Here is a 16,671-nt window from a genome sequence, read left to right on the forward strand (position 1 = left end):
GCCCCCGACCCCGTAAAGACGGCCGTCGGCCGTCCACGCCGTCCGTGGCGCAGATGGCCGTCCGTGGCGCGGAGAGGCGTCAGTGGCGCAGGTAGGCGAGCCCCGCGTGCTCGGCGGCGTAGCCGTCGACCAGCCGGCGGGCCACCGTCACCGAGTCGACCAGCGGATGCAGCGCGAAGGCCTTCACCGCCGTCGCCCGCGAACCGCTCTCCGCGGCGGCCAGCACCTCGCGCTCCACCGCCTTCACGGCCGTCACCAGACCCACCGCGTGGTACGGCAGCGGATCCACCGCCACCGGATGGGCGCCGGCCGCGTCGACGAAGCACGGCACCTCGATCACGGCGTCCGCGTCGAGCACCGAAAGGGTGCTCCGGTTACGGACGTTGAGGATCAGCGTGGCCCGCTCGTTGCGCGCGATGGCCCGCATCAGCGCCAGGGCCACCTTCTCGTAGCCGCCCGACTCCAGGTCCGCCTCGTCGCGCTCGCCGACCCCCGCCGCCTCCCGGTTGTGCGCCATGTACGTCGCCTCACGGTCGGCCAGGACCCGGTGCCAGGTGGCCAGGGGAGGAGTGTCGGGCTTGCCCATCTCCTCGTAGAATCCCGCCTGCTGGTCGTACAGGTAGGCCCCGCGGGTGCGCTCCGCCTCGCGGTAGGCACGGACCGCCTCGCGGTTGAAGTAGTAGTAGTGCAGGTACTCGTTGGGAACCGCGCCGAGCGAGCGCAGCCACTCCGTCCCGAAGAGCCTGCCCTCCTCGAACGAGCCGAGCAGCGCGTCGTCCTCGAAGAGCCGGGGCAGCACGTCATGTCCGCCGACCTTCAACCCCCGTAGCCAGCCGAGGTGGTTGAGGCCCACGTAGTCGATCCACGCCTCGTCCGGTGCCGCGCCGAGCACCCGCGCCACCCGGCGGCCGAGACCCACCGGCGAGTCGCAGATGCCGACCACCCGGTCGCCGAGGATCCGCGACATCGCCTCGGTGACCATCCCGGCCGGGTTGGTGAAGTTGATGACCCAGGCGTCCGGGGCGAGCTCCGCGATCCGCCGCGCGATGTGCGTGACCACGGGGAGTGTCCGCAGCCCGTACGCGATGCCGCCGGCGCCCACCGTCTCCTGGCCGAGCACGCCCTCCGCCAGCGCGATCCGCTCGTCGGCGGCCCGGCCCGCGAGCCCGCCCACCCGGATGGCGGAGAAGACGAAGTCCGCGCCGCGCAGCGCCTCGTCGAGATCGGTCGTCGCCGTCACCGCCGGCGCGTCCGGCACGCCCTCGCCCTGCTCGGCGAGCACCCGGGCGATCGCCGACAGGCGCGCCGCGTCGAGGTCGAACAGCGTGACCTGGGTGACCCGCCCCTCGGCGTGGTCGCCGAGCAGGGCGCCGTACACCAGCGGCACCCGGAATCCGCCGCCTCCGAGAATCGTCAGTCTCATGCCCGTACGCTACCGGGATGCAGGTACTGAGCAGCAGGATTCTGCTCCGCCCGACCGACCCCGAGCGCTCCCGGCGCTTCTACGGCGAGACCCTCGGCCTGGCCGTCTACCGCGAGTTCGGCACCGGCCCGGACCGCGGCACGGTCTACTTCCTCGGCGGCGGCTTCCTCGAACTCTCCGGCCGCGCCGCCGCCCCGCCGCCGGAGACCGGCATCCGGATCTGGCTCCAGGTCGCGGACGTCCACGCGGCCCGCGAGGAACTGCGCGGCAGACCCGACGCCCACGTCCTGCGCGAACCGGTCACCGAGCCGTGGGGCCTGGTCGAGATGTGGCTGGCCGACCCGGACGGCGTACGGATCGCCGTGGTGGAGGTCCCGGAGGGACACCCGCTGCGGTACCGGCCGTGAGCGACGGGGGCGGGGTCGCGGCGATCCTCTGCGCCCGTACGCCCTGCATCCCTCCGCCTACGCCGTCACGCCCCTACGCCCGTTTCGCCCGGGGTACCCCCGCCGGTCGTTTCAAGATCACTTGAGTGCAGAATGTCCGCATGGCGAACACGAACATGCCCAAGAAGGCAGTGCTCGAGGACGCCGGGGACATCAGCCACACGCTGGCCCTGGCCTTCGACGACGATCCGATGATGCGCTGGTTCTTCCCCGAGGACGCCTCCCGCCAGGCCACCCTCGGCCGCTACTTCTCGACCCTCTTCACCCGCCAGTACCTGCTGAACGGCCTGTGCGAGCGCACCGACGCCGCGGCCGCCTTCTGGGTGCCCACCGAGGCGCAGGAGAAGGCGGTGCCGGACGCGGACACCATCCAGGAGCTCATCGGCATCCTGGGCGACCGGGCCGGCCTGTTCAAGGAGGCCGTCGAGACGGCCGCCGCGCACACGCCTCAGGACCCCCACTGGTCGCTCGCCCTCATAGGTGCCGCGCCCGCCGCCCAGGGCAAGGGCCAGGGCGCCGCGCTGCTCCGCTCCGGCCTCGCCCAGGCCGACGCGGCGGGGCAGGCGGTCTACCTGGAGTCCTCCAAGGCCGCCAACATCCCGGTGTACGAGCACTTCGGCTTCACCGTGCGCGAGGAGTTCGCGCTGCCGGGCGGCGGCCCGGTGCTGTGGGGGATGTGGCGCGACCCGCGCTGACCCGCGCTGACCCGTGCCGGCCGGGGTGCCGGGACGGTGACCCCGGAGCCGGCACCTCGATGGGGCGGGCGGCGGCGGGCGCGCGACAATGAGCGCATGTCCCGACGCAAGGCCCGCCCCGCCCGTACCGCCCGCCCCGCCGGCTCCGCGCGCAACGCCCCTCCGGCCGTCACCGCCGACTCGCCCTGCCCGTGCGGGCTGCCGGCCACGTACGGCGCGTGCTGCGGCCGTTTCCACTCCGGGCCGGCGACCGCGCCGACCGCCGAACTGCTCATGCGGTCCCGCTACAGCGCGTTCGTCGTCCGCGACGAGCCCTATCTGCTGCGCACCTGGGCGCCGGAGACCCGGCCCGCCGAGGTCGATTTCGACCCGGAGCTGCGGTGGGCGGGGCTGGAGATCGAGGAGACGAGCGACGGCACGGCCTTCCACCAGCGCGGCACCGTGACCTTCCGGGCCCGCTTCACGCACGAGGGCGCGCCGGGCGAGCTCCACGAACGCAGCCGGTTCACCCGGCACGAGGGCGCCTGGGTGTACGCGGACGGCGACTTCCTGGACTGAGCGGCGGGAGCGGCGCGCGTCCCGTCCTTGGCCGTAACGCTCACCGCGTCACCGCTCCCACCGGTTCCCGGTCGCCCCGCGGCAGCCCCTGGGCCAGGTCCTCCGCGATCAGCTTCTTCGCGATGGCGTCCGTCGCCGCGCGCAGTTCGGGACCGCTGGGCCGGCCGCGTTCCTGCTCGACGCGGTCGCTGAGCCAGTCGCCCCACGCCTTGGTGATGACCTCCGCCTCGCGCTTGCCGGCCGGGGTGTGCGACAGCAGGTTGCCGTCCCGGGTGAGGAAGCCCTCGTCGACCATCCGGTCGAAGACCGGCAGCAGCACCTCCGGCGGAACCCGCCGCCCCGCCGAGATCAGCCCCAGGCTGGCGTGGCCGACCAGCCGGGTGAACAGCTCCACCTGCATGACCGCCCACGCGCCCGCGATGTCGAGCCGGGTGTCGGAGGCGTCGACGATCCGCCGCGCGGTCGTGTAGTCGGTCCTGCGGATGATCCGGCCCACGGAGAGTTCGAGCAGCTTGGCCGAGTCGCCGCTGATGGTGGGCGAGGCGAAGCCCTCGCCCATGTCGGGGGCGGAGGCCCGGGCCGTGTCGCGGAGCGCCACCTGCTTGAGGAAGAGCGCGACGACGAAGCCCACGGCCGCCACCGGGACGGTCCACAGGAAGACGGTGTGCAGGGTGTCCGCGTAGGCCTGCACGATCGGCTCCGCCACCGGGTCGGGCAGCCGGTGTACCCCGGTGGGGCTCTGCGCGGCGCCGGCCACGGCCGCCGGGTTCAGTCCGGCCCCCGCGGCGATCGCCGAGGCCTCGCCGACGCCCGCCCTGAGGTTGGGTTCGAGCGCGTTGGTGTAGATGGTGCCGAAGACGGCGGTGCCGAAGGAGCTGCCGAGCGTACGGAAGAAGGTGACGCCCGAGGTGGCGGTGCCGAGGTCCGCGTAGTCGACGGTGTTCTGCACGGCGATGGTGAGCACCTGCATGCACAGGCCGATGCCGACGCCGAGCACGAACATGTACAGGGAGGCGAGCCAGGTGCCGGTGTCCGGACCCATCAGCGACAGCAGGAACAGGCCGACCCCCATCACCAGACAGCCCACGATCGGGAAGATCCGGTACTGCCCGGTCTTGCTGACGACGTTGCCGCTGAAGATGGACGCGATGAGCAGGCCCACGACCATCGGCAGCGTGCGGATGCCGGAGATCGTCGCCGAGTCCCCGTCGACGTACTGCAGATAGGTCGGCAGGAAGGTCATCGCCCCGAGCATCGCGAAGCCCACGACGAAGCTGAGCACGGAGCACACGGTGAAGACCGGGTTGCGGAACAGCCGCATGGGCAGCATGGGTTCGGCCGCGCGGGTCTCCGCCCAGCAGAACAGCGCGAGCGCGAGCAGCCCGCCGGCGAAGAGACCGATGATGACGCCGGAGCCCCAGGCGTACTCGTTGCCGCCCCAACTCGTCGCCAGGATCAGCGCGCTGGAGCCGACGGCGACCAGCGCGATGCCCAGGTAGTCGATGACGGGCCGGCTCACGGACCGTACGGAGGGGATCGAGCGGGCGGCGGCGATCACGACCAGGATGGCGATGGGCACGTTCACGTAGAACGCCCAGCGCCAGCTCAGATGGTCGGTGAACAGGCCGCCGAGCAGCGGCCCGATGACGGTCGAGACGCCGAACACCGCCCCGATCGCGCCCTGGTACTTGCCGCGTTCGCGCAGCGGGATGACGTCGGCGATCAGCGCCATCGAGGTGACCATCAGACCGCCGGCGCCGATGCCCTGGAGTCCGCGCCACACGATGAGCAGCGTCATGTTGGTGGCGAGGCCGCACAGGAACGAGCCGGTGATGAAGACGACCGCCGAGATCTGGAAGATCACCTTGCGGCCGAACAGGTCGCCGAACTTGCCGACGAGGACGGTCGCGACGGTCTCCGCGAGCAGGTACGCGGTGACCACCCAGGACATGTGCGCGGCGCCGCCGAGGTCCGACACGATCGTCGGAAGAGCCGTGCCCACGATCGTCTGGTCGAGCGCGGCGAGGAGGACGCCGAGCATGATCGTGCCGAAGACGATGTTGCGACGGCGGCTGTCGAGCACCGGCGGCTCGGCGGCGGGCGGCGCGGGCGCTGCTTCGCTGGTGGTGGTCACTCTCGCAGGGTCACACCGGCGACCGTGTCCCGCATGTGGGGTACGCCCGAACCGGTGCGGTACGCCTGAACCGAATCGGTGCGGTGCGGTGCGCCCGAACAGAACCGGTGCGGTGCGCCCCGTCAGCAGGCCGGGCGTCAGCGGGCCGGGTGTCACCAGTCCGGTTGTCAGCAGTCCGGGCGTACCGGCAGCTTCGGGTGGTGCTTGGCCAGGACCTTGTTCGCCCGGGCGAGCGCGGCCAGCGCGTGCTCCCGGTCGGCGCGGTCCTCCGGGCACAGCGGTCCGCGGAAGCGGTAGACCTCGCGCGCCGCGCAGTCGGCGTCGACCTCGGCCTGGAGCACGTGCAGCGGCAGGCAGGACCCGATCAGCGCGGCGACGCGGTCGGGGATCGGCACGGGGACGAGGGTCGAGGGCGAGGCGATCACGGTCGGTCCTTGTGGGGCTCGTGGGGCGGCGAGAGGGTTTCTCTCGTCCGTACGTACTTCCATACGTACCGGATGGCGGTGCCGGTTCGACGACGGTCGCGTCACCGCCGGGAAACGCCCGCGGCCCGGTCTCGGCGAGGCGTGCGGAGGGCCCCGTGGGCGCGCCGGACGTTCCCGCAGGTGCGACCGGGTCTCCCGGTCCGATCGAGCGTCAGTCCGTCGAACGGAGGGGCGGGAAATGGCCGTTGCGGCCAAACCCGATGTGGGGCATCTCACGTCGCCCCCGGACCGTAACGATCTCCGTCCCGCCCCGGGAGGGACTGCGGAGCCGCGGCGCGGGCTACGCGAGGATCTCGCCGAGGTCGTACGAGACCGGCTCCTCCAGCTGTCCGTAGCCGCAGGACTCCGGCGTCCGGTCGGGCCGCCAGCGCTTGAACTGGGCCGTGTGCCGGAAGCGGTCGCCCTCCATGTGGTCGTAGCCCACCTCGCAGACCCGTTCGGGCCGCAGCGTCACCCAGGACAGGTCCTTCTTGCCCGACCAGCGGCTCGGCGCCCCCGGCAGCCGGGAGGACTCGTGCGCCGACTCGTCCGTCCAGGCCGCCCACGGATGTCCCGCGGGCGGGTCCATGACCAGCGGGGCCAGTTCCTCGATCAGCTCGGCGCGGCGCTTGGCCGTGAAGGCCGCGCACACGCCGACGTGCTGGAGGGTGCCCCGGTCGTCGTACAGGCCGAGCAGCAGGGAGCCGACCACGGGTCCGCTCTTGTGGAAGCGGTATCCGGCCACGACGACGTCGGCCGTGCGCTCGTGCTTGATCTTGTACATGAGGCGTTCGTCCGGGCGGTACGGCAGGTCGAGCGGCTTGGCGATCACCCCGTCGAGCCCCGCGCCCTCGTACTGCTCGAACCAGCGTGCGGCCAGCTCGGCGTCCGTCGTGGCGGGAGCGACGTGGACCGGGGGAGTGACACCGTCGAGCGCGGTCTCCAGGGCGGAGCGCCGCTCGGCGAGCGGGGTGTCGAGGAAGGCCTCGTCGCCGAGGGCGAGCAGGTCGAAGGCGATGAACCGGGCGGGTGTCGTCTCCGCCAGCATCCGCACCCGCGAGTCGGCCGGATGGATCCGCTCGGTGAGCCGGTCGAAGTCGAGCCGGCCGCCGTGCTCGATGACGATCTCGCCGTCCACCACACAGCGCTCCGGCAGCCGGGCCAGGAACGCCTCGACGAGCTCGGGGAAGTAGCGGGTCAAGGGCTTCCCGGTGCGACTGCCGATGAACACCTCCGCGCCGTCCCGGTGCACGAGGGCACGGAATCCGTCCCACTTGGCCTCGTAGTGCATGCCCGGCGGGATCTTCTTCACGGCCTTGGCGAGCATCGGCTTCACGGGCGGCATCACCGGCAGGTCCATGGCGCGAGTCTAGGAGGACGGTGACGATTCGTCCCGATATGCGGGTCGCGGGTGCCGCACCTAGGCTGACCGGCATGGCAGGCAAGGCGGCAGCGGTGGAGCTCGAGGTCGGCGACCGGACCGTGAGGGTGTCCAACCCGGACAAGGTGTACTTCCCCGAGGCCGGCTACACCAAGATCGACATGGTGCGCTACTACCTGGCGGTCGGCGACGGCATCACCCGTGCCCTCCGGAACCGGCCCACCACCCTGGAGCGTTACCCCGACGGCGTGACCGGCGAGTCCTTCTTCCAGAAGCGCGCGCCCAAGTACCTGCCCGACTGGATCCCCACCGCCCACATCACCTTTCCCAGCGGCCGCTCCGCCGACGAGATGTGCCCCACCGAACCGGCCGCCGTGCTGTGGGCGGCCAATCTCGGCGCGGTCACCTTCCACCCGTGGCCGGTACGCCGTGAGGACACCGACCATCCGGACGAACTGCGCCTCGACCTCGACCCGCAGCCCGGCACCGACTACGCCGACGCCGTCCGCGCCGCCCACGAACTGCGTGCCGTCCTCGACGAGCACGGGCTGCGCGGCTGGCCCAAGACCTCCGGCGGGCGCGGCCTCCACGTCTTCGTCCCGATCCTGCCCGAATGGACGTTCACCCAGGTGAGACGGGCCGCCATCGCCTGCGGCCGGGAGCTCGAACGGCGGATGCCGGACCGGGTCACCATCAAGTGGTGGAAGGAGGAGCGCGGCGAGCGGATCTTCCTCGACTACAACCAGACCGCCCGCGACCGCACCATCGCCTCCGCCTACTCGGTCCGCCCCCGCCCGCACGCACCCGTCTCCGCGCCGCTGCGCTGGGACGAGATCGACGACGCCGTGCCGGCGGACTTCGACATCCGCACGATGCCGACCCGCTACGCCGAACTCGGCGACGTCCACGCCGACATGGACGACCGGCGCTTCAGCCTGGAGCCGCTCCTCGAACTGGCCCGCCGCGACGAGGCCGAGCACGGGCTCGGCGACCTGCCCTATCCGCCCGAGTACCCGAAGATGCCCGGCGAACCCAAGCGGGTGCAGCCGAGCCGTGCGAAGAAGGACTGACGGGCGCGGCCGGACGGATGCCGAACGGTCGGCCGCGTGCGGGCGCGGGAGCGAGCGGTGGGCGGTAGGCGGCGGGCGGAGCCCGGAGCGAGCGGTGGGTGGTGGGCGGTGGGCGGTGGACTCTGTCCGGCCACGTCGTGGCTCGCCGGGGCTCGCCGGGGAGCGGTGTCGGGAAGGCGGGGACCGCGCGAGTCGCTACGCCTCCGGGGCGCGCCGCTCGCCGGGCGGGAGGAGCAGCACCTCCAAGGCCCGGGCGCAGGCCTGTACCTGAGGGAGCAGCCGGCCGAGGCGGGCCCCGGAGAGCTCCGCGGGAGCGGCCCGGACGGCGAGCGCGAACCGCGCGCTGCCCGAGCGGTCGAGCACGGGCACCGCGAGCGTACGCACGCCCGGGCACGGATCCTCGTCCTCCAGGACGTGGCCCCGGTCCCGTACGAGTGCCGACTCGCCGATCGGCGAGGACGGTTCGCCGTCCCCGGGCCAGGCGAGCAGGACCTTGCCGGGCGCCGTCGAGCGCAGCGGGCGCCGCAGACCGGCCTTGGGCACCACCGTCTCGCCCGCCACGATCACCGCGTGGGCGCCGCTGCGCAGGGCGAGCGCGGCGGTCGTGCCGGTCCGCGCGGCGAGGTCACGGAGCTCGGGGGCGGCCAGGTGCAGTCCGCGCTGGTGGTACGAGATCCGGCCGAGCTCCGTGACGGCCGGGCCGAGCCGGTAGCGCGCGGTCCGCGCGTCCTGCTCCAGGAACCCGGCCGCGAGCAGCGTCCTGGCCAGCCGGTGCGCGGTGGACGTGGAGAGTCCGAGCCGGCGGGCGAGGTCGGATGCGGTCGGGTCGGGGCCGTTGTCGTGGAAGCACAGCAGGACGTCCAGGGCCCGGCCGACGGCCTGCGCCCCCGCGGGCGGCCCGGTGCGGGCCGGTGCCGGCACGGAGGCGGACAGGGACGCGGGGGCGGGCCGGGCGTGGGTGGTCATGACCTCACGCTGCCACATGACGGCAGGGGGCTCCGGCGGGATCCGGCGCCGGAAACACACCGTTCACGAGTCGTCCCACGGTGGGGGAGCGGCGGGGCGGGGCAGCCTGTGGTGAACCCTGGGAGGCCGCGTGACGGGAATTGGCCGAAAACGGCGGGACGGGCGTCCCGGCGCGCCGTGTTGACGGCTTTCGCCAAGCACGTTGATCGGACGTTGATGGCGCGTTTAGGGCCTCGGACCAGCCTGGTTCCATGCAGACCGACACCGTGCTCACCGCCCCGCAGACCCTCCTGGCCGACGACCTCTCCTGGCAGCAGGACGCGCTGTGCGCCCAGGCCGGCCCGGAGTTCTTCTTCCCGGCGCCCGGCTCCTCGACCCGCGAGGCCAAGCTGCTGTGCGGGGCGTGCGAGGGGCGCGTGGCCTGCCTGGAGTACGCGCTGACGCACGACGAGCGCTTCGGGGTGTGGGGCGGTCTCTCGGAGAAGGAGCGCATCCGTCTGAAGCGCCGCCAGGGCTGACGGCCGGGCGGCGGCCGGCGCCGAGGCGTGCACCAGCCGCGGCCACAGTCCGCGGCTCTTCGTTTTCGGCCGGTGAGCCCGGCGCGTAAGCCCGGCCCGTGCTCTCGACCCGTGCTCTCGACCCCTTGGTCCTCAGGCCGCGGCCTCGGCCCCCGGCCCCGCGGCCTCAGCCCGCGGCCTCGGCCCTGTCCTCAGCCCGCGGCGCGGGCCGCCATGCGGGCCTTGCGGGCCGCCAGGCGCTCGTCGAACTTGCTCGCTTCGCTGTCCAGGCCGTTCATGTACAGGCCCAGCTCCTCCTGCGCGCGCAGCCCGTCCGGGCCGAGGCCCTCGATCTGGAGGACCTTCAGGAAGCGGAGGACCGGCTGGAGCACGTCGTCGTGGTGGATGCGCAGGTTGTAGATCTCGCCGATCGCCATCTGGGCCGCCGCGCGCTCGAAGCCGGGCATGCCGTGGCCGGGCATCCGGAAGCCGACGACCACGTCCCGCACCGCCTGCATGGTGAGGTCCGGGGCGATCTCGAAGGCCGCGCCCAGCAGGTTGCGGTAGAAGATCATGTGCAGGTTCTCGTCCAGCGCGATGCGGGCGAGCATCCGGTCGCACACCGGGTCGCCGGACTGGTGGCCGGTGTTGCGGTGGGAGATGCGGGTGGCGAGCTCCTGGAAGGCCACGTACGCGACCGAGTGCAGCATCGAGTGCCGGTTGTCGGACTCGAACCCCTCGCTCATGTGTGCCATGCGGAAACGTTCCAGCTCGTCCGGGTCCACCGCGCGCGAGGCCAGCAGGTAGTCGCGCATCACGATGCCGTGCCGGCCCTCCTCCGCGGTCCAGCGGTGCACCCAGGTGCCCCAGGCGCCGTCGCGGCCGAAGAGGGTGGCGATCTCGTGGTGGTAGCTCGGGAGGTTGTCCTCGGTGAGCAGGTTCACCACGAGCGCGATCCGGCCGACGTCGGTGACCTTCGACTGCGAACGGTCCCAGGCCTCGCCGTCCTCGAAGAACGCGGGGAAGTTCCGGCCGTCCGACCAGGGCACGTACTCGTGCGGCATCCAGTCCTTGGTGACCTTCAGGTGCCGTTCGAGCTCCTTCTCCACGACCTCTTCCAGGGCGTACAGGAGCCGCGCGTCGGTCCATCCCGTCGAGCTGAGGTGGGGAGAAGTGAGCGTCAAGGGGAACTCCTGGGGACGGAGAAGGGCAAACGGAACTACCTACGGATTCGTAGGTTACGAGACCGTAGGTTAAAGGCCCCATAAGGCAGTGGCCAAGCCCGTCCCGGTGATGTCCGGTTACGTTCGGTTATGTTCCCGGCTCACGCGGCGCGTGCCGGGAGCGCGGGAGACCCAGGTCACGCGCCGGTACGGCTCGTCCGGCCGCGCCCGGGGTCTCCCGCCCGGCTACGCAGAGCGGCCCTCTGCCGGGCTGCTCGGAGCAGTCCTCGGCCCGGCCGGGCGGAGCGGAAGGTCCTCCGCCGGCTGCCGGGAGGCGTCCTCCGCCCGGTCGGGCAGAGGGGTCCTCCACCGGATCGCTCCGACCGGTCGCCGCCGGGCCGCTCCGACCGGTCGCCGCCCGCCTGCTCGGAGCGACCTGTCCCCACCTGCTCGGAGCGACCTGTCCCCGCCTGCTCGGGGCGACTGTCCCCGCCTGCTCGGAGCGACTGTCCCCGCCTACTCGGAGCGGACGGCCGTCCGCTCCTCCGTCTCCTCCCGTACGGCCTCCGCCGTCGTCGGCCTGAGCTCGCCGTCGAGCCGCAGCCAGCGGGTGATCCCCAGCGACTCCAGGAAGGGCACGTCGTGGCTCACCACGACCAGCGCCCCCTCGTAGGCGTCGAGCGCGGAGGTCAGGCTGTGCACCGACGCCAGGTCCAGGTTGTTGGTCGGCTCGTCGAGCAGCAGCAGCTGCGGAGCGGGTTCGGCGAGGAGCAGCGCGGCCAGGGTCGCGCGGAACCGCTCGCCGCCCGACAGCGTGCCCGCCGGCCGGTCGGCCCGGGCGCCCCGGAAGAGGAACCGGGCGAGCCGCGCCCGGATCTCGTTGACCGTGGCCCCCGGCGCGAACCGCGCGACGTTCTCCACCACGCTCCGCTCGTCGTCCAGCAGGTCGAGGCGCTGCGGCAGGAAGCGCATCGGCACCCGCACCGACACCTCGCCCGCGACCGGCGCGAGCTCGCCCGCGAGCGTCCGCAGCAGGGTCGTCTTGCCGGCCCCGTTCCGGCCGACGAGCGCCACCCGCTCGGGACCCCGCAGCTCGAACTCCCCGCCGACCCGCGCTCCGTACGGCAGCTCCAGGTCCCGCAGCAGCAGGACGTCGCGTCCCGGGTGCACGGTCGTGCGCGGCAGTTCGATGCGGATCTCGTCGTCGTCCCGCACCGCCTCCACGGCCGCGTCGAGACGCGAGCGCGCCTCGGCGAGCCGGTCGGCGTGCAGGGCGCGGTGCTTGCCCGACGAGACCTCGGCCGCCGCCCGTCGGTTGTTGGCGACGATCCGCGGCACGACCTTGTTCTCGTAGCTCTTCTGCGCGTACCGCTTGCGCCGTGCCAACTTGGACTGTGCGTCCTGGAGTTCGCGCTTCTGGCGCTGGACGTCGGCCTCGGCGACCCGCACCATCCGTTCGGCGGCCTCCTGTTCGGCGGCGAGCGCGGCCCGGTAGTCCGACCAGGCGCCGCCGTACCAGGTGACCTCGCCGTCCCGGAGGTCGGCGATCTGGTCGACGCGCTCCAGGAGTTCACGGTCGTGACTCACCACGACGAGGACCCCCGACCAGGCGTCCATCGCTTCGTACAGCCGGCGGCGCGCGTGCCGGTCCAGGTTGTTGGTCGGTTCGTCGAGCAGCAGCACCTCGGGCCGGGCGAGCAGCAGCGCGGCGAGCCGCAGCAGCACGGACTCCCCGCCCGAGATCTCGCCGATCGTGCGGTCGAGGCCGATCCCGCCGAGACCGAGCTGGTCGAGCACGGCCAGCGCCCGCTCCTCCACGTCCCAGTCGTCGCCGACCGCCGCGAAGTGCTCCTCGGCGGTGTCACCCGACTCGATGGCGTGCAGGGCGGCCCGGGTCCCGTCGATGCCGAGGGCCTGGTCGACCCGCAGTCCGGTGTGCAGGACCAGGTTCTGCGGAAGGTAGCCCACCTCGCCGGCGATGCGGACGGAGCCGGCCGAGGGCGTGAGTTCGCCGGCGATCAGCTTGAGCAGGGTCGACTTGCCCGAGCCGTTGAGACCGACGAGTCCGGTCCGGCCGGGGCCGACGGCCAGCCGGAAGTCGTCGAGGACGGACGTCCCGTCGGGCCAGGAGAACGACAGGGACGTACAGGTGATGAAGGTGGGGCGGGTAGCCATGGATGTCTCCCGGGGAGCGATGCGTGAACAGGGGCAACGCGTGAGACACCGGGACGCGGGCGAAAGCCGGGACGGTCCGGAAGCGGCCGGTCAGAGCGACCGGGGAGGACCGGGACGGGGCAGCGCTCGTACGCCGAGGTCGAGGACGGCACACGCGGCGGCGGGGCGGCACGCGCGGCACGGTGTCTCGGACCTCAGACGAGCAACGGCCTTCTCCGATCGGGCGACAACAGGACCGGGAAAGACGTTACGGCCGGGAGGCGGAGGGCGGCAACGGAATTACGGGCGGTACCACGGCGATGCCGCAGGCGTCGTGCCATGGCGGCGGTGCCACGAGCTTGACGCGGCCGGTGTCACGGTGTGTGTGACGGCCGGTGTCACGGCCGGTGTCATGGGCGTGTCACGGCCGGTCCGCTCGCCCGCCCGCCCGCCATGGCGGTCCGTGCTACGGGTGCTCCTCCAGGAGATGCGCCAGATCCTGGTCCCAGTCCACGTACTGGTGCTCGCGCCCGTGCGGCACGAGGTGCTGGGAGCGCTCGAGGAAGCTGCGCAGCTCCGAGGTGCGGACGTGCACCATGGCCACGCCCTCGGGAGCGTGGAACTCGACCACCGTGCGGTCGTATCCGTACGGCCGCAGGCGGACGTCCCCGACGCCCGCCGGGCCGTCCACGCCCTGCACGAGCAGTTCGCGCGCGAAGGCCCAGGACACCTCGACGCCCTCGAGGGTCGCGGGCGGCGGGAAGGCCATGCTGACGGCGTACGGGTCCTGGCGGTCGTACCGCAGGGTGGCGGCGACGGACTCGGCCCGGGGCGCGGACGCGACCAGACGCGCCTGCACGGCCTGCTCGATGACGGTGGACATGGGGCCAGCCTCCTGTCGCGCGGCCACGGGCCACGTTCTCCTGCGTCTCCCCGACACCAGGAGAGACGAACGAGGAGCCACCGGAGTGCACTCACCGGGTACGTGAGCTGCGTCACCGCGCGTCCGCGCGGTCGAAGTCGCCGCCCGCGCAGGGCCCGGAGTGGTCGCAGTACGGCTGGTTGCCGGAGGCCCCGCAACCGCACAGCACCGCCCGCGTCTCGTGCCGCTCGCCCCGGTCCGAGCGGACCAGCAGGTCTCCGCGTACCACCAGGCGCCCGTCCGGCATGCGGCGGACGGTGGTGGGGGAGTCCGGGGGCTCGGCGGTGTCGTCCGCCAGGTGGTAGCGCAGGGCGCCGGAGGGGCAGCGGCGGACCACCTCGGCGACGAGCTCCGGGGCGGCCTCGTCGGGCCGGACCCAGGGGCGCTTCGCCAGGTCGAACACGCTCGGCAGACCGTGAACGCACTCGGCCGCGTGCAGACAGCGGCGCGGCTCGAAGGTGACGGTGATGCCCTCGCCGTCGTACTCCTTGAGCTTCGGCGCCTCGTCCGGGACGGGGTCGGTGGCGGTGCCGGTGCCGCGGTCCGTCATGCGACCAGCCTAGGAACGACGTGACCGATACGCACGCCGGAATTCCCCGACGCGCTTCGGCCACCGGCACCCGGCCGCTACGGGTACTCCTCGGCCTCCCGGCACTCCGCGGCGGCCCCCGGCACTCCGCGAGGCCCCCCGGCACTCCGCGAGACCCCGGCACTCCGCGGCGGCCCCCGGCACTCCGCGAGGCCCCCCGGCACTCCGCGAGACCCCGGCACTCCGCGGCGGCCCCCGGCGCTCTGGACGGGATCTTCCGGCTGGGCTAGCTTCCGGCGGCATGACGTCCATGGGGAAGACGAGAAGGCCGCGAGAGACGAGCACGACGCGCGAGGCGGGGCAGACGCGTCCGTCAGGGAGGGTGTGGCGGCCGGGCCGCCCGTGGGCGGCGGGACTCGCCGCGGGGCTGGCGGCCGCCGCGCTCGCCACGGCTGTGACGGCGGCGCCCGCCGCGGCCGGAGAGCGCGTGGCCGGCGAGTGGCGGCTCACGCAGACCGGCACCGACGCCCGCTTCCGCGGGCTCGCCGCGGTCAGCCGCTCGGTGGCCTGGGCCGCCGGTTCGAAGGGGACGGTGCTGCGCACCACCGACGGCGGGAAGAGCTGGCGAAACGTCTCGCCGGCCGGGGCCGGGGCACTGGAGTTCCGGGATGTGGAGGCCTTCGACGCCCGGCGCGCCGTGGTCCTCGCGATCGGCGAGGGCGAGGCGTCGCGGGTCTACCGCACCGAGGACGGCGGCGAGACTGTCCTCCGACAACGAATCTTGCTCGTTTGCCATCGAAGCGTGATGACTACCGGTTTCGGGACATCGAACCTTAACCGTGCAGGTCAGGAGCTTCCTTGTCCGGGGGCCGGAGTCGCGGCGGATGGGACTGACCTGCTTGGATTCCGGCATGACGGATTGGGCGCAACTCAGCCATGCCTACGGCTCGGCGGAAGACATGCCGGTGCTGCTGGATCAGATCGCTTCGGAACCGAGCCCCGAGCGTTGGAACGATCTGTGGTCGGCGCTCTGTCATCAAGGCAGTGTCTACTCGGCCAGCTTCGCGACCTTGCCGTGGCTGGCCGATGTAGCCGGCCGCGATGACCGGGAGCAGGCGGTGAGCGCCTTGAACCTGGCGGGTGCGATCTTGGCGGGCTCTGACCAGCCGCACGGGGCCGGCGACGTCCGCGCCCAGCACGCTGCGGAGGTCGAGACCCTGCTGGTAGCGGTGAACGAACACCTCCGGACATCGTCCGATCGGAACGAGTACGCCTATCTCCTGGAATCCATGCTGAGCTTCGAAGGCGTCGTGGGCTGGGGCGAAGACCTCGCCTGGGGCCTCGTGAACGAGGAGTACGAGGTCTCCTGTCCTGGCTGCGAAGCCGCGCTGTTCATCGTCATCGGCGAGCGCGGGTTCTTCTCCACGAGCGGTGACTACGCGCTGTCGGAGGATGACGTCGAGACGACGCCCCTGCGTCCCGCCAGCCCCGCGGCCATGGATGGCATCGGCCGCCGGCTCCACGACATCGCCCTCGCCGACGGGCACCAAGACGTCGCCAGCGCGATGACCTACGTCTTCGGCGATGCGACGTGCCCCGACTGCGAAACCGGCTTCTCCGTAGCGGATCAGGTCAGTGCCGATTGGTCCGCAACACACTGAGCAGGTCCAGCGAAACGCAGGCTTCTTCGTCGAACCGGGCGCTGGTGCCTCAGGTCGCCCGGTTTTGACGGGAGAGAGCTGTAGCCGGGAGCTCACCGAGTTTCCGTGCTCGGTAGGCGGCCTGTCGGCAGGCGTGCGAGCACCACCGTCGGGCTGCTGAGGCCGGCTGCATGGGAGTGCGGCAGAAGCCGCATGTCGGGCCCGTGGGGACGTTGTGGCCGGTGAGGGGTTGGGCTGGGTTCTGCTGGCGCAGGAGGTAGTCCTGGTCTCGGCATCGCTGGCAGTAGTCGGCCGGGCCGCGGCGGCTCATGGGGATGCGGTGGATGATCTCGCCGCACTTCGTGCAGAGTTTCGCCGGGGATGCGGTCGGGGCCGGTGGCTCGGGGGGCCGCTCGACGCCTTGGCGGTGCGCCATCCGGCGGCAGCGGGGGGAACACCAGGACGGCGTGCTCTTCCCCGGGGTCCTGGGCAGTTCGATCCCGCAGTATCCGCAGGTCGGGGTGCCGATGGTGCGTCGCAAATGGGCGCGCTGGCGGCAGCGGGCGGAGCAGTGGCGGCGGGGGCTTCCGCCGGCGGTGCCCTTCGGCGGGAGCGGGGCGTCGCACTCG

At 72.6% G+C, this 16,671-nt stretch carries 15 protein-coding genes and 1 pseudogene; 7 read left to right on the forward strand and 9 right to left on the reverse strand.

From position 1 onward, the window contains the following. Positions 1–79 precede the first annotated feature (79 nt). Positions 80–1,423: a 6-phospho-beta-glucosidase gene (locus ESG85_RS15125; protein WP_128979505.1), complete on the reverse strand. Its 1,344-nt coding sequence runs from the start codon at positions 1,421–1,423 to the stop codon at positions 80–82. 17 nt (positions 1,424–1,440) lie between these two features. On the opposite strand from ESG85_RS15125, the gene ESG85_RS15130 reads away from it, so the two are divergent. From ESG85_RS15130 to ESG85_RS15140, 3 genes are all read left to right on the forward strand, one after another. Beyond that, positions 1,441–1,830, forward strand: a complete 390-nt coding sequence (locus ESG85_RS15130) for a VOC family protein (protein WP_128979507.1) — start codon at positions 1,441–1,443, stop codon at positions 1,828–1,830. A gap of 140 nt (positions 1,831–1,970) precedes the next feature. Next, entirely contained in the window at positions 1,971–2,564 is a 594-nt protein-coding gene (locus tag ESG85_RS15135) for a GNAT family N-acetyltransferase (protein WP_128979509.1), read from the forward strand. A 96-nt stretch (positions 2,565–2,660) separates the two neighbouring features. Next, on the forward strand, positions 2,661–3,122 hold the full coding sequence (locus ESG85_RS15140) for a YchJ family protein (RefSeq protein ID WP_128979511.1): 462 nt from the start codon (positions 2,661–2,663) through the stop codon (positions 3,120–3,122). A gap of 40 nt (positions 3,123–3,162) precedes the next feature. Here ESG85_RS15140 and ESG85_RS15145 read toward each other — a convergent pair whose 3' ends face one another. The 3 genes from ESG85_RS15145 to ESG85_RS15155 form a co-directional block, all read right to left on the reverse strand. Then, positions 3,163–5,256 carry an MDR family MFS transporter gene (locus ESG85_RS15145; RefSeq protein WP_128979513.1) on the reverse strand — a complete coding sequence of 698 codons (2,094 nt, stop codon included), beginning with the start codon at positions 5,254–5,256 and terminating at the stop codon, positions 3,163–3,165. A 167-nt stretch (positions 5,257–5,423) separates the two neighbouring features. Then, positions 5,424–5,678, reverse strand: coding sequence for a hypothetical protein (locus ESG85_RS15150; RefSeq protein ID WP_374050379.1), 255 nt, complete (start codon positions 5,676–5,678; stop codon positions 5,424–5,426). A gap of 343 nt (positions 5,679–6,021) precedes the next feature. After that, on the reverse strand, positions 6,022–7,080 hold the full coding sequence (locus tag ESG85_RS15155) for an ATP-dependent DNA ligase (protein ID WP_128979517.1): 1,059 nt from the start codon (positions 7,078–7,080) through the stop codon (positions 6,022–6,024). Between the two features lie 74 nt (positions 7,081–7,154). On the opposite strand from ESG85_RS15155, the gene ligD reads away from it, so the two are divergent. After that, positions 7,155–8,171, forward strand: coding sequence for a non-homologous end-joining DNA ligase (ligD, locus tag ESG85_RS15160; protein WP_128979519.1), 1,017 nt, complete (start codon positions 7,155–7,157; stop codon positions 8,169–8,171). 195 nt (positions 8,172–8,366) lie between these two features. Here the strand turns inward: ligD and ESG85_RS15165 are convergent, their stop codons facing one another. Continuing rightward, on the reverse strand, positions 8,367–9,137 hold the full coding sequence (locus tag ESG85_RS15165) for an IclR family transcriptional regulator (protein WP_128979521.1): 771 nt from the start codon (positions 9,135–9,137) through the stop codon (positions 8,367–8,369). A gap of 251 nt (positions 9,138–9,388) precedes the next feature. On the opposite strand from ESG85_RS15165, the gene ESG85_RS15170 reads away from it, so the two are divergent. After that, complete coding sequence (locus tag ESG85_RS15170) at positions 9,389–9,655, forward strand: WhiB family transcriptional regulator (RefSeq protein ID WP_128979523.1); 267 nt, start codon at positions 9,389–9,391, stop codon at positions 9,653–9,655. Positions 9,656–9,846: 191 nt separating this feature from the next. Here the strand turns inward: ESG85_RS15170 and ESG85_RS15175 are convergent, their stop codons facing one another. The 4 genes from ESG85_RS15175 to ESG85_RS15190 form a co-directional block, all read right to left on the reverse strand. After that, positions 9,847–10,818, reverse strand: coding sequence for an acyl-ACP desaturase (locus ESG85_RS15175; protein ID WP_128979525.1), 972 nt, complete (start codon positions 10,816–10,818; stop codon positions 9,847–9,849). A 495-nt stretch (positions 10,819–11,313) separates the two neighbouring features. Continuing rightward, positions 11,314–12,972, reverse strand: coding sequence for an ABC-F family ATP-binding cassette domain-containing protein (locus tag ESG85_RS15180; RefSeq protein WP_128979527.1), 1,659 nt, complete (start codon positions 12,970–12,972; stop codon positions 11,314–11,316). 445 nt (positions 12,973–13,417) lie between these two features. Beyond that, on the reverse strand, positions 13,418–13,834 hold the full coding sequence (gene ssgD, locus ESG85_RS15185; protein ID WP_128979529.1) for a spore wall synthesis regulator SsgD: 417 nt from the start codon (positions 13,832–13,834) through the stop codon (positions 13,418–13,420). Between the two features lie 112 nt (positions 13,835–13,946). Continuing rightward, positions 13,947–14,423 carry a (4Fe-4S)-binding protein gene (locus ESG85_RS15190; RefSeq protein WP_128979531.1) on the reverse strand — a complete coding sequence of 159 codons (477 nt, stop codon included), beginning with the start codon at positions 14,421–14,423 and terminating at the stop codon, positions 13,947–13,949. A gap of 406 nt (positions 14,424–14,829) precedes the next feature. Here ESG85_RS15190 and ESG85_RS35895 point away from each other — a divergent pair. Beyond that, positions 14,830–15,165 (forward strand): annotated as a pseudogene (locus tag ESG85_RS35895) (WD40/YVTN/BNR-like repeat-containing protein); the annotation flags it as partial. Positions 15,166–15,286: 121 nt separating this feature from the next. Beyond that, positions 15,287–16,063 (forward strand): hypothetical protein, encoded by a 777-nt coding sequence (locus tag ESG85_RS15200; protein ID WP_246095058.1) that lies wholly within the window; start codon positions 15,287–15,289, stop codon positions 16,061–16,063. Positions 16,064–16,671: the final 608 nt, after the last annotated feature.

The sequence above is a fragment of the Streptomyces roseicoloratus genome (genome assembly GCF_004117935.1).
Classification (GTDB): Bacteria; Actinomycetota; Actinomycetes; order Streptomycetales; family Streptomycetaceae; genus Streptomyces; species Streptomyces roseicoloratus.